The organism is Pseudomonas sp. GM84 (assembly GCF_000282535.1).
Classification (GTDB): Bacteria; Pseudomonadota; Gammaproteobacteria; order Pseudomonadales; family Pseudomonadaceae; genus Aquipseudomonas.
Genome location: NZ_AKJC01000111.1, coordinates 19,429 through 45,152, shown reverse-complemented (window position 1 = coordinate 45,152; position 25,724 = coordinate 19,429). Strand labels below are relative to the sequence as shown.

Here is a 25,724-nt window from a genome sequence, read left to right as displayed (position 1 = left end):
CCATGGCCTGTCAGGCCATGGCACGTTGCAACAAATGTAGGAGCGGATTTATCCGCGATGCGCCGCGCGGGCGGCGCTCGATCTCATAGGCGCCGCAAAGACTCCGGCGAACACCAACCAGACCCTTCTCATGCCACCGGCACTTCCAACCCAACCCCCTGGCGCTTGCGCTGCACCACGAAGTACGCCGCATAGCACAGCGCAATGAACCCGAAGCCCCAGTACAGCGAAGGCCGCTGGGTCTCATCCATCGCCAGGAACACGAACAGCGAACTGCACAGGGTGATGCACAGCAATGGCACCAGCGGGTACAGCGGCGCCCGGTACTTGAGCTCGCTCAACTGCCCGCCATCACGCAGGAACTGCTGACGGAACCGGTACTGCGCCAGCGCAATCACGATCCAGGTCACCGTGCCCGACATCCCGCTCACCGCCATCAGCACCATGAACAGGGTGTCCGCAGCGACAAAGCTGGTCATCAGCGAAACCAGCGCAAAGCACAGGGTGATGAACAGGGCGCGCAGCGGCACGCCGCGGCTGCTCAGCGGCGACAGGCTCCTGGGCGCCATGCCGGTCTTGGACATCGCCCAGAGGATGCGGGTAGACGCATAGAGGCCGGAGTTGCCCACCGAGAGAATCGCGGTGAGGATCACGAAGTTCATCAGGTCCGCCGCAAAGGGAATGCCGACCATGTCGAACACCTGCACGAACGGGCTTTCCATCAGCCCGGCCTGCTGCCACGGCACGATCGCCGAGAGCACCACGATCGCCAGCACATAGAAGATCAGCACACGGAACACCACGTTGCGCACGGCGCGCGGGATGCTCTTCTCCGGCTGGTCGGTCTCGCCCGCCGCCACGCCCATGATCTCGCAGCCCTGGAAGGCATAGACCACGGTCATCATCACGGCGAACACCGCCGACAAGCCATTGGGGAACAGCGAATCGCCGATCAGGTTGCTCATCATCGGTGCCGGCGCCCCGCTGGTCAGCGGGATGGCGCCGAAGATCACCAGCACGCCGACGATGATGAAGCCGAGAATCGCCGCCACCTTGATGCCGGCGAACCAGTATTCCGCCTCACCGAAGGCACGGGTGGCCAGCGCATTGATGCCGAACAGCACCGCGACGAACAGCGCCGACCAGTACCAGATCGGCACCCCGGGGAACCAGCGTTCCATCAGCATGCCGGCGGCGGTGAACTCAAGGCCCACGGTGGTCGCCCAGCTCATCCAGTACACCCAGCCGATCATGAAGCCCGTGGCCGGGCCGATGAATTTCGTCGCGTGGGCCTGGAACGAGCCGGACACCGGCATCTGCACCGACAGCTCACCCAGGCAGACCATCACCAGGTACATCAGGAAACCGGCCACCAGGTACGCCAGGATCGCGCCGACCGGCCCGCCCTGGTTGATGGTCACGCCCGAACCCATGAACAGCCCGGTGCCGATCACGCCACCGAGCGAGAGCATGAAGATGTGCCGACTCTTCAATGCCCGTGTGAGGTGGATACCTTCAGCTTTACGGCCTTTCATTATTATTATCTCCAATAAGCGTCGAAGACCGCGTGTGCAGCGGTTGACCCGATTATTGGAAAGCGATGTAAGCCCCGGTTGATCGTAAAGATCAAAGATGTAAAAAGTCGTAAGTTTTTTGTCGCTCAAGCCGCCAGCAGTTCAGCCAGGCTGTCTTCGGCGCGCTGCAGGTGCTCGCGCAGCAACCCGGCCATGGCCCGCACACCCGGTTTATCACGCTCCAGCCCGCGTTCCTCAAGCCGCCGCAAGGTCGCTGCCAGCCCACACAAACCCATGGAATCGCTGCTGCCGGCCAGGCGATGGGCCAGGTGGGTCACCTCGGTACAGTCACCCGCCTCGACCGCTTCAAGCAAGGGCTGGCGGTGTTGCGCCAGGGCGTCCAGCAACGCGGCCAGCAGGCCCTGCAGCTTCTGCTCGCCCAGCAGCGTGCGGTGCGTGTCGAGCAGCTCGTGGTCAACCCAGGTGGGCGTTGCCGATTGTTCCTCCTGGCGCTGCCCGGCCAGGGCCTGGCGCAGGCTGGCAAGTTTCAGCGGCTTGCCCAGCACCCCCTGCATACCGGCAGCCAGGTAGGCACGCACCAGCGCCGGCTGAACGCTGGCCGTCAGCGCCAGGATGCGCGTCTCGCGGTTAAGCGTGTGGCCGGCGCGGATCTGCCGGCACAGCTCCACACCACTGATGCCCGGCAGGTGCACATCCAGCAGCAGCAGGTCGAAGCGCTGCTGGGCGCACAGCTCAAGCCCCTGCTCGGCATCTTCGGCCTGCCACACCTTGTGCCCGTCACGCTCCAGCAGCCCGCGCACCACTTCACGATTCAAGGCCACGTCTTCCACCACCAGGATTTCCAGCGGCGCCGCGCTGGGCACCGCACGCGCGAGTGCCTGGGGAGCCTGCGCCGTCGCCAGATCCAGCTCGAACCAGAAGCAACTGCCCTCCCCCTCGCGGCTGCGCACGCCGATCTGCCCGCCCATCTGCTCCACCAGGTGCTTGCTGATCGCCAGCCCCAGGCCGGTGCCGCCATAGCGCCGCGCGACCGACTCGCTGGCCTGGACGAAACGGCCGAAGATCTTCGGCTGCATCGCCTCGCAGATGCCGATGCCGTCGTCGGTGACACTCAGCCGCAGGTGCTGGCGCCCAGGCGGTGACTGCAGCACCTGCACTTCGACCAGGATCTCGCCGCCCTCGGTGAACTTGATGGCATTGGCCAGCAGGTTGCTCAGCACCTGGCGCAGGTACTGCTCGGCGCCGTGCTGGTACGTGGCCAACTGCGGGTCGATGCGGCAGAGCACCACGCTGTCATTGGCCAGCGCGCGGGGTTCGAGCAGGGTCAGCACCTCGTCGCACAGCTGGCGCAGGGAAAAATCGACGGCCTCGGGGTGGCTTTCGCCCTCTTCGAGGCGGGCGAAGTACAGCACTTCGTTGAGGATGCCGAGCAGCCCCTCGCCAGCCTTGTACAAAGCCTCCAGTCGCTTGCGATCGTCTGCCGCGAGCCCCGCGCCACGCAGCAGTTCGGCCATGCCGAGGATGCCGTTGAGTGGCGTGCGCAGTTCATGGCTCATGGTGGCGAGGAAGCGCGACTTGGCAAGGTTGGCCGCCTCGGCATCGTCCTTGGCGCGCATCAGGCTCGCGGTGCGCCGTTCGACCTGCTTCTGCAGCTCGTCGCGCTTGTCCTGCAGGGCCAGGCGGTCGGTTTCGCGACGTTCGATATCGCTGAGGATCGCCCGGCGCATGTCATCCAGCGCCAGCGCCACGCTGTCGATCTCGTCGCTGTGCGGCGAGCGGCGCTTTTTCAGGCGCAGCGGCTCGTGCCACTGCCCGGCACCGATGCGCCGGGCAAAATCCGCCATGACCTGCAGGTGACGGGTGACCAGGCGGTAGAACAGCCCGGACAGCGCCAGCGCCAAGCCGCAGAGGAACACGCTCATCCACAACAGGCTGGTCAGCCCCGTGGCGAACAGCCGTCGGTGCACCGCGCCGAGGTCGATGCTCACCTCCAGTTCGCCCAGGTGGCGTAAGGGCCCGGAAGGCGGCTGGTAGTCCAGGGGAAAACGCTCGACCCGCAGCGGGCCCTGAGGCGATGGATCCCCTTGCTGCAAGGTGAAGTCGGCGCTGTTCAGCCGCACCAGCGCCACGTCGGAAAAGTCCACCAGCCCGCGCAATTGCACGTTCAGCTGCTCCTGGTTCAGGTCCCAGAGGCTGCGCTCCAGGCTGGCCAGGTAACCCGCGCGGATCAACGCCATGCGCGCATCGATCTCGCGCATCTCGCGGCGGTACTCGAAGTACAGCTGGACACTGCTGGCCAGCACCGTGAAGCACAAGCTGAACAGCAGGATGAACAGCAGCAGCCGACGCAGCAGGCCCCCCGGTTGCAGGCGGGTCATGGCTGGCTGACCATGTCGCGGTAGGTGACCTCGCTTTCATGCAGCCAGCGCTCCAGCTCGCCGGCGTCGGTCATCTTCTGCAGCTGCGCGTCGATCTCGCTCATCCGCTCGCTCAGCGGCGAGCGGCGCGACACGGCCACGCGCAGGTAGTCGACGCTCAGTGCCGCCGGCAGCGCGACGATGTCCCGGGCACCGGGCAGGGACTCGACGAACAGCTGGCCGGTGCGCCGCTCCTGGATCACGAAGTCGATGCGCCCGCGTATCAACTTGCCGAAGTTCTGCCCGCTGTCCGAGACCCATTCGATGTTCTGGTGCTGCGCCACGAAGCGGTCGAACTCGGGGCCGTAACTTTCGCCGAACAGCAGACCGCCGCGGTACTGGGCCAGGTCTTCGAGCTTGTCGAACTTGAGCGGGCGCTGGCGGTTGGCGAACACCGCCACTTCCTCGCGCAGCACCGGCACCTGGGAAAAGCGCATGGACTGGGCACGCTGCTCCGAGGTGTAGGCCAGCACCACATCCACCCGCCCTTCGGCGGCGTCGAGCAGGCAGCGCTGCCAGTTGCCCAGCACCACCATCTCGACCTGGTAGCCCAGCCGCCCGAACAGCTCGCGGACCACCGTCGGCGCCAGCCCGCGCGGCTGCTTGCCATCGCTCCAGGACACAGGGGGGTACACCGGATAATCGCAATAGCGGAGGGTTTCTGCGGCCTGCAGCGCCGCGCTGGCCAGCAGCGCCAGCACGCCGAGCAGGTATTGCCTCACGCGGCCACGCTGGCGGTGAACAGGTAACCGGCGCCGTGGATGGTGATGATCAGCTCAGGCTCGGCCGGGTCGTCGTGCAGCTTGCGCCGCAGGCGGCCGACCAGTACGTCGATGGAGCGGTCGTTGGGCACCCACTCGCGGTTGCGGATCTGGTCCATCAACTGGTCGCGGCTCAGGGTATGGCCGCTGTTGCGCAGGAACACGCTGAGCAGCTGGAATTCGCCGTGGGTCAGCAAGGTTTCAGCCCCTTGCGGATCGATCAGGCGGCGGCGGTCGCAGTCCAGCGACCAGTCGCCGAACTGCTTGAGGGTGACGTTGGCAGGCCCGGCCGGCCGGGCGCCCTGGGCGTGGCGCACGCGACGGATCAGGTTCTTCGCGCGGGACACCAGTTCACGGGGGTTGAGCGGTTTGCTCACGTAGTCGTCGGCGCCGCATTCCAGGCCGACGATGCGGTCGATCTCGTCGTTGCGCCCGGTGATCAGGATGATCCCCACTTCCGAGCGCACCCGCAGCTCGCGGGTCAAGGTCAGGCCGTCCTTGCCGGGCAGGCGGATGTCCAGCATCACCAGCTCCACCGGCTGTTCGGCCAACAGCGTTTCGGCTTGTTCCGCGGTCGCGGCGCAGTGGACGGTATAGCCTTCCTGGGACAGGTAGGCCTGGAGCAAGTCACGAATCAGCGGATCGTCGTCGACGATCAGTACGCGAGAGGTCATTGCGTAGGGTCCTGAAGCGCCCGTAGGCGTGTTTCTTATTAGAGTGCGCCAAGACTAGCGATTGCTGAACGGCCGATCAACAGCCCTCGCGGGTCAGGGTGAAACGTTGCCGACCGCCGGCCTGCAGGCCGTCGACCCAGGCTTCGCAGATCTGCACGCCCTGGGACGGGGTGAAGGTGCCCGGGTTCAGGCCCGACTCCAGCCACAGCCCGTCGAGCAGGGCACTGAGGCTGATGGCGGCAAGGTCCGCGTCGAAGTCTTCCCAGCCCTCCTCCCGCGCCAGTTCGCTGAGCAGGCTACGCAGTTCGCGGCGGTATTCACCGTAGGAATGGTCGTGCACCTGGTTGATCGCCTCGGCGGTTTTCACCGCGCCCCAGAACGCCAGCCAGGCGTCGAGCAGCTGCGGGTCGAGCAGCTCGGCGCTGAACGAGCCACGGAAGAAGGCCGACAGGCGTTCGCGCGCGTTGGGCGCGACCTGGTCCATGGCCTCGCGCAGCAGTTGCATGACCCGGCCGGTGACGGCCATGTAAGCCTCGGCGACCAGCTCGTCCTTGCCGGAATAGTGGTGGCTGATCAGCCCCACCGAGACACCGGCTTCGGCAGAAATCTTGCGGATCGAGGCGCCCTGGAAGCCATGACGCTTCAGGCAGGCCAGCGTGGCCTCGACCAGATTGGCCTTGCGCAGTTCGGGCAGCATGCGGCTGAAGCGGGCTTCCTGGGTCATCGGTCGTCCTCAAGCGGGGATAGTCCAGTTGAACGACTGTACAGCAAGTCGCCTGAAACGCGATACTCCGGCGACACCTGCTTCAGCACCCCTCACAAAAACAACAGAGGCTCCTGATGACCGACCTGATCCAGCACGAACTCGACGAAGGCCTGCTGACCCTGCGCCTGAACCGCCCGGACAAGCTCAATGCCCTGACCAACGCCATGTACACGCGGCTGGCGGAGTTGTTCGAGTCGGCCAACAGCGACCCGCAGGTCGAGGTGATCGTGCTGACCGGCAGCGCCGAGTGCTTTACCGCCGGCAACGACTTGCCGGACTTCCTCGACCAGCCCCCGACCGACCTGCAAAGCCCGGTGTTTCGCATGATGTGGGCGGTGCTGGCGCTGGACAAGCCGCTGATCGCTGCGGTTGCGGGGCCTGCGATCGGCATCGGCACCACCGTGCTGCTGCATTGCGACCAGGTACTGGTGGCCCGCGACGCCAAGTTGCGCACGCCGTTCGTGCCGTTGGGCGTGTGCCCGGAGTTTGGCGCGAGCCTGTTGCTGCCACGGCTGCTGGGGCATGCCCGGGCTGCGCAGTTGTTGCTGTGCAGCCAGCTGATCGACGGCGAGCGGGCCGTGCAATGGGGCCTGGCGACCGAGCTGTTAGAGGATGGCGCACAGTGCCAGGCCGCCGCCGTGAAGCTTGCGCGGCGGTTGCAGCAGTTGCCGGCCGATGCGCTGCGCATCAGCAAGCGCTTGCTCAAGGATGCGCATCGGGAAGAACTGGCGGCGACGGTGGCCAAGGAAGGGCTGCTGTTCATCGAGCGGCTGAACAGTGATGAAGCGAAGGCTGCGCTAGCGGCAATGGCGAAGCGCTAGGCTGCCTGAACCGAGTCTTGGCAGGCACTTGTGGGTATCGACTTGTGGGTGTCAACTTGTGGGAGCGGGCTTGTCCCGCGAACCAGGGCGAAGCCCTGGCCATACACCTCTGTTGCCTGGGCCGGCCCTTTCGCGGGACAAGCCCGCTCCCACAAGTGCAGGCCATTGAGCCGGGGGCAATATCCATTTGGGGGGTGTCCAGCACGGTAATGGTGAATACAGTGAGCCAGTCAATCCCGGCCTATCCGCTAGTGAGACACGCGCCTAGGGTGATGGCACACAACAACGACACCAGAGGGATCCCCATGGCCGAGAACGCTTCGCGAACGCCCGATCTGCTGCTGCACGCCGCCGAGCTGATGGCCGAATGTGGCTTTGCCGGCATGAGCATGCGCCAGCTGGCGGCGCGTTGCGGGTTGCAGTCGGGCAGCCTCTATCACCATGTGGCGAGCAAGCAGGACCTGTTGCTGGATGTGCTGCTCGAGGTGCTGGCCCAACGCCTGGCGGCGTGGCACAACGGGTCGTTCAGTCGTGACGTGCCAGGTTACCTGCGGTTCCTCCTGGCCCGTCAGCGCTCGCACCCGCACGAGGATCTGCTGCTGCGCCATGAAGCCCGGCACCTGACGAGCGACCAGTGGCACTGGCTGGACAAGGCGCAGGGACGCCTGCGTGCGCCGCTGTTGACGTACATCGACCAGGGCCGACGCGGGGCGCCCTTGCCGTGCACCGGCAGGGCATGCGCCAGCGAAGCGATCTTCGCCCTGGTCGAGACGGCGCACGGCCTGCGCCGGCGCCCTGGGCCGGTGGACGAGGCCGGGATCGAGGCGTGGCTGATACAGGCGAGCACCGCGGTGCTCGGCGCCTGAGCCGATCAGAACGGCGGCAAGATCCCATTTCCCGAGCGGCCTGCCCCGGCCTGATCGCCGGCAAGCCGGCTCCCACAGTGACCGTGCAGGCTTCTGGATAGGGCGCAAGACAGTTGCTCCCACCGGCATACCGCAGGCTTTGAAAGCTGCGATGGACCTGAGGGAGCAACTGTCTTGCTCAATTTCAAAAAGTTGATGCGATTCCTGTAAAGCAACTGCCTGACTCAATTTCTGAAAGTTGACGCGCCCCCTGTGGGAGCCGGCTTGCCGGCGATGAGGCCGGAACAGGCAAAACGGGGCCGGCTTGCAGCGCCGGTTCTGGCCCTATCGCCGGCAAGCCGGCTCCCACAGGAAAAACCACAGGTTTAACCAACGCACATCAAAATCAATGTCCCTGGCAACTTGACTGTTAACTTGCCGATACACTTGGCGCCTTGTACTTGACTTTTGTGTACCGAACATCAGAAAACAGGCAACACACTAATCTGGCAACTTGCCAGCCTGCCGGTCTTTTCTAAACTTCAACTTGCCAGTCTCTGTTAACAGAGACCAATGTCCGCCGCTCCGCACGTTCGACCCCATCGACGTAGTGCAAGCCGCTGTTCGTGGCTGCTGGATCCGGTCCCGCTCCTGTGCCAAGGGCGACCTGATTCAGGTAATGCACAATGGACACAAACAATAATTCAACGAGCAACTATGCCGTCTGGCTGCCAGGCAGTGCATTGATACTCAGCCTTGTCGTTTCTGCATTCGCCCTGAGCCGTGCGCCTTTTTTGGAAACACGCCCCGAGGGCGGCCAGTTCCAGCCGCACATGCCGATCGAAGCACGTCTGTGGCAAGACCCTTTCGATGCGCTTGAGCGTTACCGTAAACGTGTCAAAGACTTGAAGATCACACCCGTACCAACGGCCTGCACCGTAAATTCCCCCCCGACAAAGGCACAACTTATCGTGGCGTTGGTCGAGGATGGCGCCTATGCCGAAACTGTCGAACTTCGCCGCCGCATGCGCTACGCCATTCTGGCAGGCCTGAAGGGGGCCCGTCTGGTACCCGAAGATGAGCAACATCTTGGCTGCCTGGCCATGAGCATCGACCCGTTGAGGCTTGGCGAGGCCAGGACAATAAAAACCGCGCAAGGCAAAGAAGAAACCGAGGTAGTTGCAGATGTGGAAGTCCCCTACGAGGACTTCGTCGCCGACCCATTGATACCCACCCAAGCCAGCGACGAAGAACAGCCGCCTCCCGCGCGAGTAAGGCTGCTCTGGCTCAAGCAGGATGCGCTCGGGGAGAATCCGCTGGCCCAACTGAGACATCTAAAAAACGCGTTGAGCGATAGTGCAGCCACCGACATCCTCAAGGTAATCGGGCCGGCCGATTCACAAATGCTGCGCACCCTGTATAGAGAAGAGGCCCGCGTACGCTATGGGCTCGGCACTGACGGCGAACCTCTACCCGAAAAAAACGCCAAGGCAGTAGAAATTGCGCAGAACATCGAAATCTATTCACCCTTGGCCACAGCTGACAGGAAACTGTTGCTCAACGACTTCGACAAACGCAACCAAAAGGAAATCGACTCGTTCAAAGGCATGCAGCTGATACGCACCGTCAGCGACGACACCACGATGGCCCGCCTGTTACTGGACGAGCTCAAGCTGCGCCACGTCGACCCAGCGGCCGGTGCACAATGCGCCACACCGAAAGACGAAAGGCAATGCTTCCCTGGCGCCGAATGGCGCAATGCCAATCGCATCGCGCTGATTTCTGAATGGGACAGTTTCTACAGCCGAGCATTGATAGAAAGTTTCCGCATTAAAATCGCCGAGCGGCCGTCGATGCCGCCCGTGGACACCTACAAGGTCGACCCATGGGTCCTTCGCTACAGCTACCTACGCGGTCTGGACGGCCGTCTACCCGAAGACACCATCGCCAAGACTGACCAGAAAACCGAAAAGGAAAGTCGCACAGTCGACCTCAGCCCGCTGGAAAAATCTGACGGCAACTCGCAATTGGACTACTTGCGCCGGCTTGCCGATCACATCCTGCTGCAGGACCAAATGTACCGTAACGCCGGCCAGAGCGGCATCGGCGCCATTGGAGTGTTAGGCCTGGATACGTATGACAAGCTGCTGGTGCTGCAGGCGCTGAAGAACCGGATGCCAAACAAGTTGTTTTTCTCCACGGACCTGGATGCGCGCATGTTGCAACGCGGGCAAGCCCAGGTGACGCGCAATCTGGTGCTGGCATCGCCCTACGGCCTGACATTGACCCGGGCCTTGCAGCAGGAGATGCCGCCGTTTCGCGACAGCCTGCAAAGTGCAGTGTTCGTCTCGGTGCTGGCAGCACTGGCCCCCGAGCCGTTCGACGCCAAACGTTGGAAGTTCGATTACTCCAAAGCCGGCATCTTGTCGCCAAGCATCTATGAAGTAGGCATCAGTGGCTTCATACCGTTGGAAAGCAGTTCCACCAAACGGCGCTCGCCCGATTGCGCGCCTATCAGCAATCGATCGGGCCAGGGCACCTATATTCGTCCGCAGGACATCATGGCCTTGCGCTGCCTGCAGGACCCTTCCCCACCCATTTACCCAGAACCTTCCGGCGCAGTGAAACACCTGCTGCACGCAATCCTGTCGTATTTCCTGGCAGGGCCGTTGGCCGTGTTGCTGGTGGCCCTCGGGCTGATACTGAGCTGGTGGGGCAGCAGCAACCGCCAGGGAAGGATGGGGGTGAGCGCATGGGTGCCACCCGCAATGTATGGCGTGGCAGCGCTGACTGCATGGGTGGCCATGCAGTCCTGGCGTGTCGAGATGCTGTGGGTCACTTTCGCCCTGATCCTGCTGGGGTTGGTCGGGTCCGGTCTGAACCGTCGCGCCCAGAACAAAGACAAGGCGGCCGCAGGCCTCTTCGATGCCAAGGCCTGGTATCTGGTGGTGCCGCTGGTGATCTTCATCCTGGTGCTGCTGCGCGCTTACCAGCAACGCGAAAGCCTGACCGAAGAAGGCTTGGGCGAACCGATGTTCCTTTTCGAAGGCATCAGTGCCTGGCCAACCCTGGCCCTGCGTTTGCTCGCGGTGATCATCTCGATAGCCGCGCTGGCATGGGGGGCGCGCAGCCTGCGTCTGAATCATCAACAGCTTGAGCGCGAGTTCCACCTGCAAGGCGCCAAGGGTGAAAAGCGGCCCGGTTTATGGCAGCAGCTTCGTGCCTTGACCGAGGATGGAAAACTGAGGCCCATGAGGCGTTTGTTCAATGCGTTAGGCCTATGGCTCAGCCATGTTTTCCTGCCGCTCTCGCCCACCCCCCAGCCTGAGCCGGAGCATAACCACCGTGGCCCCAGAGAAGTCCTGTACTACTGGCGCGAGCATCGCATTTGCGGCAGCTTCGGGGCCAGGCTGTTGCGCGCGATCCTGAGCGCCTGGATCTTCGTGGCACTCACCAGCTTGCTGTTCGTGCTATGGCCCTTTGACGGCAGCCCCATACGGGGCAACCTGTCGTTGGGAATCTGGAGTTGGCTTCCTTCCTTATTGGCTTTCAACCTGCTGGTTTTCTGGGTCGTCGACGCCAACTGGTTGTTGATCCGCTTCATACGCCAGCTCAGCGAGGAGCATTGGATCTGGCCAAGGGAGTTGCAACGTGAGCAAAAAGCGCTTTACGGCGACCTCGACAACCCCGTGGACAAGGCCGCCCACCCAAGCATCGACGAATGGTTCGGCCTGAACCTGATCGCCAAGCGCACGGCCGCCGTCAGCCGCCTGATCTACGCGCCAACCATTGTGCTGTTGATTCTGATCGTTTCTCGCAGCAGTTACTTCGACAACTGGCCCACGCCACCAGGGATGATCATCACCTTCACGCTAACGGGGCTGATCCTGCTTTTTTCGGCGCTCTCCCTGCGTCGGGCAGCCGAAAAGGCCAGGACTGTCGGCCTTCAGCGAATCGACCAGTATCTGCTTGAAATCGCCGGCAACGAACCCTTGTCCGCCAAGTTCCGCTTGCTTCGCGAACGCATCGTGGCCCTGAACACGGGCGCCTTTTCCCGTTATGCCGACGAGCCGCTGGTACGCGCGCTGCTGCTATCGCTCACGGGCATCGGCGGTTCGGCGCTGGTCGATGCGTTGAACTATTCGAAGTTCTGATGCAACCACATGCCGGTCATTGCGCCGGCAGAGGAGCACATCATGCCTAATGCAAACGATGTCCAATGGTTCAAGTCGCACTTCCAGGACCGCTTGCAACCTGCCTTGGCCGGCACTCCGCTGACCGTGGACTTCCTCACTGCAATCGCCTGCCAGGAGACGGGTGAAATCTGGCAGAACCTTCGCCACGACCTCCCGGAAGCCGAAGTACTGAGGCTGTGCGTAGGCGATACGCTCGACTCGGACAAGGGCCGCAAAGCCTTTCCCAAGGACAAGGCCGCGTTGCTGGCAGCCCCGCATGGCGAGGAGATGTTCGAGCTCGCCCATCGCTCGCTGGTGGAGATGGCCCAGCACATTCGAGCCTACGCACCCGTGGCGAAAAGACAGAACAAGTTCTGCCACGGCTTCGGCATCTTCCAGCGCGACCTGCAGTTCTTCAAGGATGACCCCGACTACTTCCTCGACCAGCGCTACGCGCAGTTCGAGGGTGCCCTCGACCAGTGCCTGAGCGAACTCAAGCGAGGCTTGAAAACGCTTGGGTTGTCCAAGGCGCAGTCGCTCAGCGACCAGCAGCTGGCATCGGTCGGCATCGCCTACAACACCGGCGGATTCAACCCGAAAAAGGGCCTGCGCCAGGGCTTTTTCGATGGCAAACGGTTCTACGGCGAGAACCTGCTCGACTTCCTTCAGCTCGCCCATACCGTCAGCATGGACGGCGCGCCGCCACAGCTTGCCCCTGCCGCGCCAGGCCTTGCGCTGTTGCCGCCCCCGAGCACTCTGACGGCCACTGGTGAGTTCCTGCGGGTGGACACCCGCGAAAGCACCCTGCGCGTGCGCAGCGAGCCGCGCATCAGCGAACCGTCGAAAGCCAACGTCATCGGCAACCTGCCCGACGGCCACCCGGTACGTGCCGTCGGTATCCGTGCGCAGAACGGCTTCCGGGAGATCGAAACCTCACTGTTCGGCGCGTTGCTGCACGGTTTCGCCGCGCAGAAATTCCTGGTCGCGGATGAGACGATCGAGGATGTGCCCATTACCCTTCCGGCGCCTACGGAGCCCAGCACCGGCATCGTCGCTGCGCACCTGGCGCACAAGCCCAACCAGGTCACCCGGCGCATTGCGCCAGCTGGTGCACATTCGCTGAACGAACGCGGTCAACCCCAACGCCAAGGCGACACGCCCCAGACACTGCGCACCGAGCTGGCGGCCATCATCGATTGGCTGGGCGTCGACAACCCGGCCAACAAACGCTACCAGCCACGCGATGGCCTGACCTTCTGCAACATCTACTGCCACGACTATTGCGCCCTCGCCGGGGTGTATCTGCCGCGCACCTGGTGGACGGCCAGGGCGCTGCTGGACCTGTCGCACAACAAGCCCGTTGCACCGTTGATTGGTGCCACGATCACCGAGATGCGGGCCAACGACCTGTTCCGTTGGCTGCGCGATTTCGGCAGCGAGTTCGGTTGGCGGCAAACCGGCACGCTCAGCAAACTGCAGCAGGCAGCCAACCAGGGCGGCGTTGCCCTGATCGTTGCACGGCGCAAGGAAGATGGCCGGTCTGGGCATATCGTGGCGGTGGTGCCCGAGGACGCCCTCCACAGCGCCAGGCGCGATGCTGCCGGTGACGTGATTGCGCCGCTGCAGAGCCAGGCAGGTGCGCGCAACTTCGCGTATGGAACCGGTACTGCCAACTGGTGGAACGGCGAGCAATTTGCCGAAAGTGCGTTCTGGATTCATGCGTAGTTCATCACTTCGTCAAACCGAACAGAGGGCAGTTTCATGTCCAACATCGTGATTTGCTGCGACGGCACCTGGAACACGCCCGAGCAGCTGGATAAAGGTGTTCCGGCACCCACCAACGTGGTCAGGCTGCATAACGCCGTGGCGGACGAGGACGCCGCCGGTGTTCATCAGGAAAAGTACTATCACCCCGGTGTCGGTACATCCGGCAAATGGTGGGACAAGGCGTTGGGTGGCGGCACAGGATCAGGGCTGGACGCCAACATCAAGAGTGCCTACCAGAAGCTCTGTTACTGCTATCAGCCGGGCATGGACATCTATCTGTTCGGGTTCAGCCGTGGCGCCTATACCGTTCGAAGCCTGAGCGGATTGATCAGTTGTTGCGGCTTGCTGAAGATTGCCAGCATGGAACCAGCGGACGTCTGGAGCAACATCGACCGCCTGATGAAATTCGGCTACCGACGCAAACTGGAAGATCGCGAAGACTGGGACAAGTTGGGCTGGCAATTTCATAACGCCAAAGGGGCCAGCATTCCGATTCGCTTCATCGGCGTGTGGGACACCGTCGGCGCACTGGGCATTCCCGACGACATGGCATTGCTCAACCTGCTCGATGACCGCAATCGCTACACCTTCCACGACACCACCTTCCACGCCGCGGTAAGGACGGGCCGGCACGCCTTGGCGATGGACGAGCGCCGTGCGTCCTTCCAGCCCACGCTATGGACAGATGTACCCGCAGGCTGGGACGTGCAGCAGTTGTGGTTCCCCGGCGTGCATTCCGATGTCGGCGGTGGCTATCGTGAAAGCGGCCTGGCTGACGGCGCGTTGCAGTGGATGGTCGAGGAAGCTTCGAAATGTGGGCTGGCGTTCAACCCCAAGACCATCAAGCAGATTCGCCCTGACTTTCACGACATGATGCATGACTCGTGCGACGGCGTGTTCAGCTTGCTGCCCACGCAACCGCGCAGCATTCCTGACCTCAAGTCGCAAATGGCCAGTTTTCATCAAACTGCCCTCGAGCGCCAGAATGACCCGCCCATCACTCAACACCCCTACCGGCAGTCTCGCCTGATCGCACCGCCCCTCCCGTTGGTGATCGACATTGCGGCCCGCGTGCCCTGGAACGAAACGGGCCTGTGGCTGGAAGCTGGCCAAACCTACCATTTCAGCGCGTCGGGGGAATGGCTCGACAGTTCGATCAGCTGCGACCCCGGCGGTACCGGTGACGGTAATTTCCAGCCGGCGGAGGTCGCCCACCTGGTGGCCAGCGCACTCGGCCAGGTGGAGACCTGGTACAGCAAGCTGTTCAAGAACAACGATGCCAACTTCAACTTCACCAAGCGTCATGAACAGTTCAACTGGTTCAGCCTGATCGGGGCGATCGCCAACAGCGATGGGGTGGATGCCAAAGGGTATCTGATCAAGCCGGAAGTGTTCGAGATAGGTAAAGGGCGCAGCTATACGCCAAAGCGGTCGGGGTATTTGTATGCCTATGCCAATGACGCGTGGAACTGTTATGGCAACAACCGAGGGCATGTTGCGCTGACGGTGAAGGGATGAGCTGTCGGTCCCTTCCACGTTGTCAGCGCACGGACTGTCGCCGCCGGCACCCTACCCTGCCTGCGGCGACAGCGCATGAAGCATCGCCTTCACGGCAACTGGAAAATATCCGCCAGCACTGCGCTCAGCTCCACCTTGCGGCACTCGGCGACAGCGTCGTACACCACCAGCAACGAGGGCTTCTGGCCGGTTTCCGGCACGTACAGGGTGATGCCTTCTGCATGGTCGTTGCCTTCGCCAAAAGGTACATCCAGCACGGGTTGCAATACGCTTGACGGGACCATTACCTCGTCATCAGGTGCGCAACCGCCGGGCCATCGGAAAACGTTGACCGGCCCATCGAGATCCAGGGTAGGCCCAGCCAGGATCAGCAAATCCGCGCCCTGCACGCACAGGTCGCGAATGCCCAGGCCCCCGAGTTGGAGGAAGTGCTTGCGGTAGCGCCGTTTGTTCGGCCCGATGGCCTTCAGGCTCAGGGTGGAAGAACCGGGATCGTCGTCGACCGCCAGCTCCAGCACCACCGCCCACCCACGCAAGACCGGCCCGCGCAGGCCGAGGAAGATCCGCCCGTCCACAACCGCAAGGCCTTCGATGTCAAAGCCATTGTCCTTGCCTGGGATCGCAAGGAATGGCCCGAGATGTTCATCGTCTTGCAGCGCTTCGGTCAGTTCGTCGCCAAACGCGTTCCCCCCCAGCCGGGCGGCGTAGAGGTCCTTGCCGTGCCGGGTAATGCGCTCTTCCAGCCGGCAGCCGCCGGCCTCTTCCAGGATGGGAATGCGGGCCAGCAGGTAGCGGTTGCCATCGCGGCCGATCTTGGCCAGTTGCTTGCTGGCTTTGCCGTACCCCTCCTTGAGCTTCGGCTTCTTGCGCTTTAGGCTGTGCGAGCCCACCAGCCAGAGGTAGCCGGCATCAAAGGCCAGCCCTTCGATGTCTGCCTCGTCCAGTTCTTCCGGGTCATCGCCGGGTGGCACTGGCAGCGCCAGATAATCGCCGAGCTGAAACTGCTTGTGCTGGCCGTAGCGGCAAGCGCCAGCGCCATCGTCCGGCAGTGGCGTCAGCCGCTCCAGGCTCACCGTTTCATCGTTGGCAACCCAGAGCGTAGCGCCGATCTGCAGGGCAACGGACAGCCCATCGCGAAGCGCCTTGCCTTTGGCCAGGTCATTGAGATCGGTATCGAACTCCAAGGTTACGCCATGCGCCTTGTTCATGATGAAGGGCCCTCGCTTGACCCGTCGTTGCAACCGCGCCCCCTGCTCATCCAAGTAGTCAACAGCGAGTGGTGAGCAATTGCAAAGTCACGACCTAGACGATTTCGCTATGCGCTTTATTTCGCGCCGACGATCGTTCAAGCCGCCGCGACCGTGCCCAGGTCATAGCCGATCATGAACAGCGCCTGCTCGATCGCACGCAAGGTCTGCGCAGGCGTCGCCCCCACGCGGAAGGGGTTTTTAGCGTTGAGCACATGGCAGGCCACCTGGCTCAGTACCCAATTGGCATTCAGGTTCCAGCGCGCGTGGTGCGAACCGGAGCGAAGCCGCTTGAACCGAAGCGTTCCGACGCTGGGGTTGCGGTTCTTCGGGGCCGCCGTGGTCGCCCCCTCCTTGGCCCCTGCCCAAGGGAAGTTCAAGCCCTCGGGAACCTGTACAAGCCCCTTGGCCTGGCAGTAGCGCACCACCAGCCAGCCCAGGCCCGCCGCCACGCGGCTGTCGTAGATCACGAAGTCCGGGCAGATCAGCGAGTAGATCTTGGTCATCCCGGCGTTGAACCGCAGGGTCTTGTCGCGAAGGATCGGGGCATTGCGGTCTTTTTTCAGCAGCGCCGCTTTCACCTCCTGCACCTGGCGCCCCAGGCCTACCTTGTTGGCCTTGAGCCACTCGGCGTTGCGCGCCGTGACACCGCCCCAGGCCATGACGTCGAGCGCGCCTTGCAACATCAGGTCATCGTCGCTCCCGGCGGCCAGCAGATCGTCGCGCAACACCTGCAGAGCGTTCGAGTTGCTGGCAGCGTCCACACCGGGGTTGAACGAAAGCCGGGCGTTGCCGGGATGATTCCAGGCGTAGGCCTGATAGGCGCCGTAGAGGCTGTCGCAAGACCATTTGGCACCCGTGCGCCGATCCACGTACTCATGCTTGAACAAGGTCTTGGAGTCCAGTTCGGTGGCGAGCCAGCCGATGAACTCAGGGACATGCGGGAGGGTGGCGTGGGCTTGAGTGGCTTTCATCGATACTCCTGTGGGCTGGCCTTGAGTGCACGATTGCGTGCCAGCGAGAACAATGGTATCCAGCAATACGACACTGTTTTGTCCGTAGTTTGCCCATGAGGAAGCAATGTTGGCTGGATCCGAATACAACGCGCCAAATCGCGAAAGACGCCGCAAGCTCATCAGGGAAACGCTCCATCGCGAAGGGGGCAAAATGACCACCCAGGCCATTCATCTCGCCCTGCAAGCGTCCTATCCGGCGTATTGCAGCCGGACCACCCGCCGCGACCTTGTAGCCCTGGTCAAGCAGAAGGTGATCAAGGAGGTGGTGACCGATAACGAAGACGGCAGGGCCCGCTATTGGATCCTGCGCCGTGCAAGCCTCGACCTGGTGCTTTCACCGGCTGAATCGATGACCCTCACCGCCATGTTCCAACATGCAGAATGCTTCGGGTTCCGTGCAGCGACGGGCGAGCTGGCCGCGTTGCGGGACTACGCGGCCGACTCGATCATTGCCGGAGCCAGACGCAACCTGGTGGCCGAGGGGCGCATCAGGACCGGCACCCGTTTTACCGTGCTTCAACCGGGGGACTACAACACCGAACACCTGCAGACCATCCAGGACGCCATGCGGGACGACCAGTGCCTGGAGATGGTGTACAGGCCACGTGACGTCGGCGCTGTCACTTGCACCTATCTGCTCAAGCCGCTGGCGCTCTCTTACCAGGACTCGAACATCTATCTGTCGGCCTACGTCGCCAGCGAGGAGTGGCTGCCAGGCCAAGCGCCTGAAGACGGCGCCGCGCGTGGCAAGTACAGCAGCAATGGGCCTGGCACCACCTGTGCACTGATGCTGCACCGGGTGGTCAGTGTCCGCACCACGGTGGCCAACATCGCTGAGCCCGCAGGTTACGACCCTGGGTCGCCACAAGCACAGCGGGACCTGATCACGCTCCATGGCGACGGGCCTGTCGAACTGAAACTGCGCTTGAGCCCCAACCTTCACAACCGGCTCACCGAGAACCCGCTGTCTGCCGATCAGCTCATCACGCAAGACCGGCACGGCTGGGTACTGACCTGCCAGTTGAACGACAGCCAGGGGCTACGCCTGTTTCTGCTCAGCAACGCGGCAGACATCGAAGTGCTGGCCCCTGCTGATTTGCGGGCGTATGTGTGCGGGAAGCTGCATGAGGCGCTCGAACGCTACAAATGCCCGGCAGACTGATCAGTCGTCGCCGCCGATCTCCCCTTCCCGCCCCATCAATACGTGTTCCAGCCGGTCGGCCTGGGACGCGACCTGATGGGCGATGTACATCAGTTCCTCTTCATTGAGGTGCTGCACCGGGTGGCAGGCTCGCACGCTCAGTGCCTCATCCTGGTCGACATGGAAGTCCACCAGTTCGAACAGGGCGTTGCGCCCGAGCGTGTGCTCCACCAGCGGTGACTGGCTGAACCGTTTTAACATGGCCAATCTTCGGGTGTGCTTGGGGTCGACCACGTTGGCACTGAACATCACGTACTGGCCCTTGAACGCCCACCGAACCACTTGCTTGCGCCCCTCCAGCTTGAACAGGAACTCAAGCCTCCAGGTCGACAAGCGCCGCACACTCATCCGCGGCGTGTCGCACGCCAGCCCGTCCACCATCGCGTGAACGCGCGAGCGCATTTGCTCGGTGCACTTGCCGACTGCTTGCGAACCTGAGGCACGCTGATAGACGTCGAGAATTTCGTCGCCGATCAGCACACCGTCACTCCCCGCATAACCTTCAACCTGATACTGCAACGCCATTTGCCTGGACTTGTCGGTGCCCGGCACCCGCGCCAGGCGCCTGAACGGATCGGCTTGCAGGGCCTTGAGCACACGCACACGCCCGATCGGGCTGTCGATGTCACCGGGATCTTCGAGCCCGCTGGGCAACGTCGCCGCGATCATCAATTCGGCCATGCCAACTGCGCTGCGGACGGAAACTGCCGGCCCGGCAGCGACGGGGCTGTCGAGGTCTGTGGTGGACAAATGCCAGCCTTTGCCATCTTCCTTGACCGACACCTGCGGATCACCCGTCAGGTCTCTGAGCGAGGTGCCCAACTGGGTTTTGACATGTTCCAGACGCTGCTGCATGGCCTTGGCGCGGTCGCTGATGGCCTGGCTGCAGTCTTCGCCCTGAAGGTCGTCGCCAGTGATGGCGTAGTGGCTGGTCAGAAAATCGAGGATCTGCGGCTGCACCGGTGAAGGGTCCAGCACCTCGTCCTGCAACTGCACCTCGTGCTTGAAGCGCGGGCCTTGTCGGCCCACGGCATGCAGCGTTTGAATGAAGGCATTCATGTTGGCTGCGGCCGTGCGCACCTGGTAGAACTCCATGCTTTGCCGGATGTGCGGAAAGCCGACCTGAATGAAGTGCTCGGCATAATCATCACCGGCCGATTGCATGTGTCGATGCGCCAGCGAACCGACCCGGTCGACACGACCGACCTTCTGCTCCAGCGCGATAGGGCTGGAGGAAATCCCGTAATGGACCACGCTGTCGCAGAAGGTGTGCAGGTCTTCGCCTTCCTGGAACACATCGGTGGACACCAGCACCCTGGGATAACCGGGCATGCGAAACAACGTGGCGATTGCGGTACGGCTACCGCTGTTCTCGCCCGTGGCGCCGCGAATGGGGGATGTGGAGCGGACCTGGCTGGACAGGTATTGGGTCAGGCTGCTCACTGGCTTGGTGTACACATTCGGGAAGTTGAGCTTGATCAACAAGTCCAGGTTCTGCGCAGTGTCGCGCAGTATCTGGTAACTGCTGAACGGGATGCGCTGCGCGTGCTGAATGCGCAATCGTTCGGCCAACGCCGCCATGAATGCCTCTTCGGCATCGGCCTCCCCTTCCTTGCCTGTGTGCCTGAGCGCGTACAGGTCGATGAAAGGATGATCCACACGGCAAAGCACACCGAAAAGCTCCTGGTGGGTACTGAGCCTGCGCAGTAGCCGATCGGCCTCAGCGTGATTCGCCTCGGCCAATTTAGTGAATGTATCGGCGGTCCATAGCGGCGCCAGCTCCGACAGCTCGGCCTGGCGTCGCAGGATGTCCCACAGCGTCGAGCGTTGCAGTTCGCTGGCCAGCACAGAAGGGTCGGCCAGGTCGCACTTGGCCTCGAATTTGTCGAACAACACATTCAGCACGTGGCTGGCGACAATCGCGGCCTTGTCTTTGCGTGCCGCGACCGCACGCAGGTACGCATACTGAGCCAGTCGATAACGCTGGCCGGGGTTGGCAGTGGATTCGTTCTTGCCGATCACGCCCCAATCGAGGGTCAGCGACTTCGCGGTCGGCATGCCCGGCAAGAACACCCAATTGGTCTCGAACCATCGGCTTTGCAGGAGTTTGCTGCGCAAGTTGTGCGGCAACTGCCCCAGCTTTTTCTCGCCGGTCAGCTCCGGATTCTGTCCTCGGTAGAACCAGGTAAAGAAATTGTCGCCGCTGGCCGATGCTTCGAATTCATCGACGGCCTCAGGCTCGATGAGTGAGTGGCTGCGTTGGATGGCGCGCTTGCGGTAACGCTTGAAAACGTTGGCAACGGCAACATCGCTGTCGATGTACTGGCCGATCCACTGGTCGTAGGCCTCTTCGAGCTTGAACTTCAACTCGGAGACGCTGCGTACCCGGCGCACGAAGACCAACTGTTTCTTGCCTTCGACAAACGCCAGCCGGTGGGTCTGCCGGCACACACTGTCCATTTTCGGATGCGGTGGCCTGCGCTTGAAGGTCTTCTCGAAATCTTCCACCAGGTACTCGACGACACCGCGGTCTGCCGCATCGCGCGACGATTCGCTGTCGCTCACGACCTCGTCGCCGTCGAACGTCACGGGCTGGTTCTTTTCACCAGGCAAGTAGCTCTCGAACGAGGCCAACATTCCCAGTTCGAAACGGTTCGAGCAGTTTTCCTGCAAATGCTCGCTGACCTTCTTTTGCAGCAGTGCGGCGAACAGTTTTTGCGCAACCGTCAACGTCACCTGCGCCTCGGTGCCGCGCTGCTCGCGCCGATACATGTTGCGGGTGTGCGCTACCTCGCCAAGGGTGAGCGTGTTCAAGCGACGAACCAGCAAGCGTGCAAGCGCTGCGTGCATGTCGGGGGCGGCCGGATCGTTGCCCGCTGGCAGGTCGGCCTGCGCCTTGAAGCCGAACAGGGCAAGCTGGTTGCGCAACTGGCCCAGGTCGCGGTCGAAGGGCGTCGCCGACAGCAGCAACAGGCGTTTGATGCGTCGGTTGTCGCCCAGCAAGGTCGCCAGCGAACGGTTGCGGTCGCTGCTTTCACGGCCGGCCCGCAAGTTGTGCGCCTCGTCCACTATCACCAGGTCGAAGCGCGGCAACATCTTGCCCAGCGCCTGCATCCACACGGACTTGACCTTGCGTTTGAGGTCCGCCGGTTTGCAGTTGCCGTTCATGGCACCGAGTTGCCGGGCCCATGGGGCCATCAGGTGCCGATACTGGGGCATCGATTCTTCGAACTGCCGGGTGCTGTCCAGCAACTGGGCCGCCGTATTGCCCAGGGCGAAGCTGAAGATCGACGTGCACAGGAACAGGTCCCTCTCATTGCCACTGGCGACGGTCTGAACCAGCTCGGGCAGGTTTCGACAGTCGGCGAAGGGCGTGACCGGACCACTGCCCAGGCCTTTGACCGCCATGTCCTGGAGCCGGTAGTTGCTGCGCACGAAGGCCCGATAGTCCTTGATCCATTTGTCGCGAACGTTGTTTTTCGGCAACAGGTACAACACGCGCAACCCCGGGTTGAAATGCCGCATCAAGGCGGCCACACCCAGGCCGATGTAGGTCTTGCCCATCCCGACTTCATCGGCTAGGTAGGCTACCTGCTGGTCAGCCAGCTTGTTGTACAGGGCGACGGTGCCCTCCAGCTGCTGTTCGGCCAGCCCCGCGAGCTCGGGGTTCTTGCCTGAAAAATCGATCACGGCCTGGGCCGTGGCCTTATTGATCCGCTGCATGGGCAACCTCCTTGTTCGGTGACTTCGAAGTGCTCAGGCGACGCTGAAACTGCGCCCTGAACCACTGCAGAAACCGCCTGCCCTCGCCTTCGTCGAGCTGGCCCAGCAATTCCTGGCGTTCCAGCCCGCGGATGGCGGCCCCCACGCCTGCCTCCAGGTCTGCACAACGGTGCTGTGGATAGCGGTTCAACAAGCCTTGCATGCTGACCAGGGTCAAATAGCGCACCACCAGCGTTTCTTCATCGCCCGCTGCGGCCTGCACGCTGTCGAGCATGGCCCGCAAGGAGTCGGGCTGACAGCCCGCGAGGTAGTACGCCAGTTTGGCGTGATTCCCCTCGGCCTCGGCCCGTTCCAGCGTGCGTTCCAGTTGCCAGAACGCCCCGTTGACCTGTGAAAACTCGGAGAAAAAGCTGCGGTCTTCGCCCTCATCCGGCAGTTGCGGCAGATGTTCGTCCGCCTCGTTGGCGTGACGCCGGCTCAGCAACCGCTGGGCCAATTCGCCAAACTGGCTGATCTTCCGGCTCATGCGCATTTCGATGAACAGACGCAACAGGCTTTGCAGGTCCATGGCCGGCAAATGGCTGGGGCGGCAGTAGATGTTGTGCTGCGTGACCATCAGCCAACGCGCCACGCATTCGCCGCCGGCCTGCCAGCACACGTTGAGCAATGAGGAACGCTGCAGGTGCTCACGCAGCGCGGGCAGCGGCTGCACAAGCTGCGTGGCCCGCTCGAAATGCAGCGTGGCCACGCTGCCATCCGAGCTGTCCAGTAGCGTCAGCTCGCCGCTGATCGGCGCCTGCGCCGTCACCTCCAGCACCCCACTCTCCCAATCGTATGCCAGACACAGAACGGGCATTGCCAATCCGTCCTGCGTCTCGGCAGATTGCGTACCTGGGACTTCAGCAAAGCCCGTGATACTGGTCGTCGAAGGCGACAGCAACGGCGCCAGCGCCCGCCCCTGCAGCAGGAACCCTGCCTCGACGTTTTCATTGAAGGCCTTGTGGCTGAAGTTCACTGACCCGACGAATTGCCATGGCCGCTTGCCCAGCCCTTGGAAAACCTTTGCGTGAAGGCGGCGTAATGGCTTGTCGTGCACCTTGTGACTGTCTTGCCACTGCTCGGCCCAATCACACCACTGCTCCACCTCGAAGGCGCTGTACACGGCAGGGTCGACCAACGCGCGCCGGTCTTCGTCCTGCGGCAGCAACAGGCGCACAGTGCCGAACTCGCTCATCAGTTCCTGGGTACTGCCGCTGGTGGGCGCTTCGGCAAAAAACGGGCTGATGATCTCCAGCGTGCCTGTGCCTTTTGCAGTCTCTGGCCTTTGCAGGTCCTGGTGCAGGAAGTCGAGGAAGGCCAGGCGCCCACGTGCAGCGCCGGAAAAATAGAAGCTGCAGTCGGGATCATCGGCACTCGGCGACCAACCGGCCTGCACCGCAACGATCCCATCGAGCGCAGGTGTCGGTGTACTGGCCTGGAAAAACCGCAAGGCCCGACGCAGCGGCCCAAGGATATTGCCCGGTGCATGGGTGGCGCTGAGCTCGACGAAGTGGCCAACCTCGATGTTGTCCCACCACCCGGCCTTGGTCAGGTTGAACGACCCCGCTGCCAGCACGATAGCCGCCTCCCCCTGCTCGCCCTTGACCACCAGGATCGCCAACTTGGCATGCTGGCAGGCCCCACCGATTCTTACCGGCAGGTAGTCGACTTCCAGACGGCTGCCGGCGGCAGGGTTGAAGACGTCCATGTCGTGGGCCACGGCGAATCGCCGGGCCTTGTCCTGCATCAAGGCCTGCAGTTGGACATAGCGAATGTCATCCTGACTGGAGAGCGCCTGATCGCCCAAAAGCAAGGGAATGACTTCGAGTTCGAAGAAGTCAGGCTCGAAACTGTAGGTGCTGAAAAAGGCAAAGCTCACTTCACGCTCGCCGATGCAGCGGCGAAACGCGTCGCTGATGGTATGTGCTTTCATACGTGACCGGCCTTGGCAATGGCGAGGAAGGCATGGAGGAAAAAGCTGTAGTCCCACGTTTTATGGCAATGCGCGGCCAGTTCGGCAGGCAGGCTGGCGCGGTCGACCGGCACCCTGACCTTGAGCCTGTCCCCCTCCCAATCCAGCCAGGCGGCACCGCCCCGGACGCCCATGACCACTGAATTCTGGCGGATGAGCTGGTCGATCACCGCACCCGCATCCCCGTCATTGGCAGCATCGCTCAAGTCCTGCAGGAAGCACGCATGGGGCAACCCAGGCCGATCCCAGCCCGGCTGGAGAAAGGGCTTGGCAAGCCGCGAACGCAAGTCCTCGACCAACGCTGCGCGGGTTCGCCCACCCTGCCGCTGCAGCCAGACGACCACGGTGTTGGCGAACACCAGTAGCGGTTGCAACAGCAGGATCTGCTCCAGGACCTGCTGCACCTGCGCATCGACCTCATCAGCGCCCACCGCCCAGTTGGCGAAGGCGCGAGCAGGTACGTCGTGCTCGCCCGGCAATGCCAGCCACTGCTGGGCCGCGTCATGCAACGCCAGTTGCAAGGGGCATGCCTTGGCGTACCGCAGCAGCGCCGAGACCAGTTGTTTGCGCATGCCCTGGTCTTTGAGCAGGACCGAAAATGGCCGAGCCAGTGTCGACAGCTGCTGTCTGCTCACCGCGTCCTGGCTTGCCAGCTCGCCGAAGCGCTGCCATTGCGACTTGCCGAACACCTCCAGCAACGCATCTGTCAGGGCGCGCCCTGCGTCGGTCAGGCGCCTGTCGCTGCCCTTGATCAGGCCAGCCTCCTGCAAGGCCGAGGAATACAGCCCCCACAACCCGTAGCTCAGCTGATTGCTCAGAATCTGGGCTTTCTTGTGCATGCCCAGCGCCATCGCGTCGCGCCTGAAATTGGCAACGGCCAGCTGACGCCCCAGCAAGCTGGCCTCGGCAGAGGCTTCCAGACGCAAGTACGCGGCCAGTTGCTCGGCCCTGACATAGCGCGCCTGTACCTCGTCCAGCGAGCGGGATTTGCCTTCATGGGCATGCCGGCAGGCCAGCAGCGCCACCATGAAATGCTCGGCGCGGCTGGTGACCGTGGTCAGGTTGCCGACCAGCTTGCGCCCCACGGCGCTCCAGATCGACTCGATGGCCAAGGGATCCCTGGACCCCTTAGGTCGCAGCCTGTCGTCCAGCAGGGAGAGAACGGTAAACATCAACACACATCCTTGAGAAAGACCCAACATGGCCAACATCGCAGCTGACGCCGACAGTTTGTGTCGCAGTCCCCG

General features: G+C 62.8%; 16 protein-coding genes. 6 read left to right on the top strand and 10 right to left on the bottom strand.

Annotation, left to right across the window (positions count from 1 at the left end):
- Positions 1–128 precede the first annotated feature (128 nt).
- The 5 genes from PMI38_RS10060 to PMI38_RS10040 form a co-directional block, all read right to left on the bottom strand.
- Positions 129–1,535: an amino acid permease gene (locus PMI38_RS10060; protein WP_008093411.1), complete on the bottom strand. Its 1,407-nt coding sequence runs from the start codon at positions 1,533–1,535 to the stop codon at positions 129–131.
- A gap of 125 nt (positions 1,536–1,660) precedes the next feature.
- Positions 1,661–3,913 carry a hybrid sensor histidine kinase/response regulator gene (locus PMI38_RS10055; RefSeq protein ID WP_008093409.1) on the bottom strand — a complete coding sequence of 751 codons (2,253 nt, stop codon included), beginning with the start codon at positions 3,911–3,913 and terminating at the stop codon, positions 1,661–1,663.
- On the bottom strand, positions 3,910–4,674 hold the full coding sequence (locus tag PMI38_RS10050; RefSeq protein WP_008093407.1) for a substrate-binding periplasmic protein: 765 nt from the start codon (positions 4,672–4,674) through the stop codon (positions 3,910–3,912). Before PMI38_RS10050 ends, PMI38_RS10055 begins: the two co-directional genes overlap by 4 nt.
- A complete protein-coding gene (locus PMI38_RS10045) occupies positions 4,671–5,387 on the bottom strand; it encodes a response regulator (RefSeq protein WP_008093405.1) in 717 nt (238 codons plus the stop codon). The genes PMI38_RS10050 and PMI38_RS10045 overlap by 4 nt, the downstream gene beginning before the upstream one ends.
- A gap of 76 nt (positions 5,388–5,463) precedes the next feature.
- Positions 5,464–6,111, bottom strand: coding sequence for a TetR family transcriptional regulator C-terminal domain-containing protein (locus tag PMI38_RS10040; protein WP_008093403.1), 648 nt, complete (start codon positions 6,109–6,111; stop codon positions 5,464–5,466).
- A gap of 116 nt (positions 6,112–6,227) precedes the next feature.
- Between PMI38_RS10040 and PMI38_RS10035 the strand changes: the two genes are divergently transcribed.
- The 5 genes from PMI38_RS10035 to PMI38_RS10015 all read left to right on the top strand — a co-directional run bounded on the left by PMI38_RS10035 (position 6,228) and on the right by PMI38_RS10015 (position 15,279).
- Positions 6,228–6,974 (top strand): enoyl-CoA hydratase-related protein, encoded by a 747-nt coding sequence (locus PMI38_RS10035; RefSeq protein WP_008093401.1) that lies wholly within the window; start codon positions 6,228–6,230, stop codon positions 6,972–6,974.
- Positions 6,975–7,279: 305 nt separating this feature from the next.
- Complete coding sequence (locus tag PMI38_RS10030; protein ID WP_008093399.1) at positions 7,280–7,840, top strand: TetR/AcrR family transcriptional regulator; 561 nt, start codon at positions 7,280–7,282, stop codon at positions 7,838–7,840.
- Positions 7,841–8,505: 665 nt separating this feature from the next.
- Positions 8,506–11,973 (top strand): hypothetical protein, encoded by a 3,468-nt coding sequence (locus PMI38_RS10025; RefSeq protein ID WP_008093397.1) that lies wholly within the window; start codon positions 8,506–8,508, stop codon positions 11,971–11,973.
- Between the two features lie 42 nt (positions 11,974–12,015).
- Positions 12,016–13,719 carry a hypothetical protein gene (locus tag PMI38_RS10020; RefSeq protein ID WP_008093395.1) on the top strand — a complete coding sequence of 568 codons (1,704 nt, stop codon included), beginning with the start codon at positions 12,016–12,018 and terminating at the stop codon, positions 13,717–13,719.
- Positions 13,720–13,755: 36 nt separating this feature from the next.
- Complete coding sequence (locus PMI38_RS10015) at positions 13,756–15,279, top strand: DUF2235 domain-containing protein (RefSeq protein WP_008093394.1); 1,524 nt, start codon at positions 13,756–13,758, stop codon at positions 15,277–15,279.
- Positions 15,280–15,368: 89 nt separating this feature from the next.
- Here the strand turns inward: PMI38_RS10015 and PMI38_RS10010 are convergent, their stop codons facing one another.
- On the bottom strand, positions 15,369–16,487 hold the full coding sequence (locus PMI38_RS10010) for a DUF3616 domain-containing protein (protein ID WP_008093393.1): 1,119 nt from the start codon (positions 16,485–16,487) through the stop codon (positions 15,369–15,371).
- Positions 16,488–16,624: 137 nt separating this feature from the next.
- The gene (locus PMI38_RS10005; protein WP_008093391.1) at positions 16,625–17,500 is read right to left on the bottom strand and encodes a hypothetical protein; all 876 of its coding nucleotides are present in this window, start codon (positions 17,498–17,500) and stop codon (positions 16,625–16,627) included.
- A 193-nt stretch (positions 17,501–17,693) separates the two neighbouring features.
- Between PMI38_RS10005 and PMI38_RS10000 the strand changes: the two genes are divergently transcribed.
- Positions 17,694–18,704, top strand: coding sequence for a helix-turn-helix transcriptional regulator (locus PMI38_RS10000; protein ID WP_238540182.1), 1,011 nt, complete (start codon positions 17,694–17,696; stop codon positions 18,702–18,704).
- On the opposite strand, the gene PMI38_RS09995 is transcribed toward PMI38_RS10000, so the two are convergent.
- From PMI38_RS09995 to PMI38_RS09985, 3 genes are read right to left on the bottom strand one after another with little or no spacing between them, the layout of a single operon-like run.
- The gene (locus tag PMI38_RS09995; RefSeq protein WP_008093386.1) at positions 18,705–22,466 is read right to left on the bottom strand and encodes a DEAD/DEAH box helicase; all 3,762 of its coding nucleotides are present in this window, start codon (positions 22,464–22,466) and stop codon (positions 18,705–18,707) included.
- On the bottom strand, positions 22,450–24,438 hold the full coding sequence (locus PMI38_RS09990; protein WP_008093384.1) for a hypothetical protein: 1,989 nt from the start codon (positions 24,436–24,438) through the stop codon (positions 22,450–22,452). Before PMI38_RS09990 ends, PMI38_RS09995 begins: the two co-directional genes overlap by 17 nt.
- Positions 24,435–25,649 (bottom strand): hypothetical protein, encoded by a 1,215-nt coding sequence (locus PMI38_RS09985; RefSeq protein WP_008093382.1) that lies wholly within the window; start codon positions 25,647–25,649, stop codon positions 24,435–24,437. The genes PMI38_RS09990 and PMI38_RS09985 overlap by 4 nt, the downstream gene beginning before the upstream one ends.
- Positions 25,650–25,724: the final 75 nt, after the last annotated feature.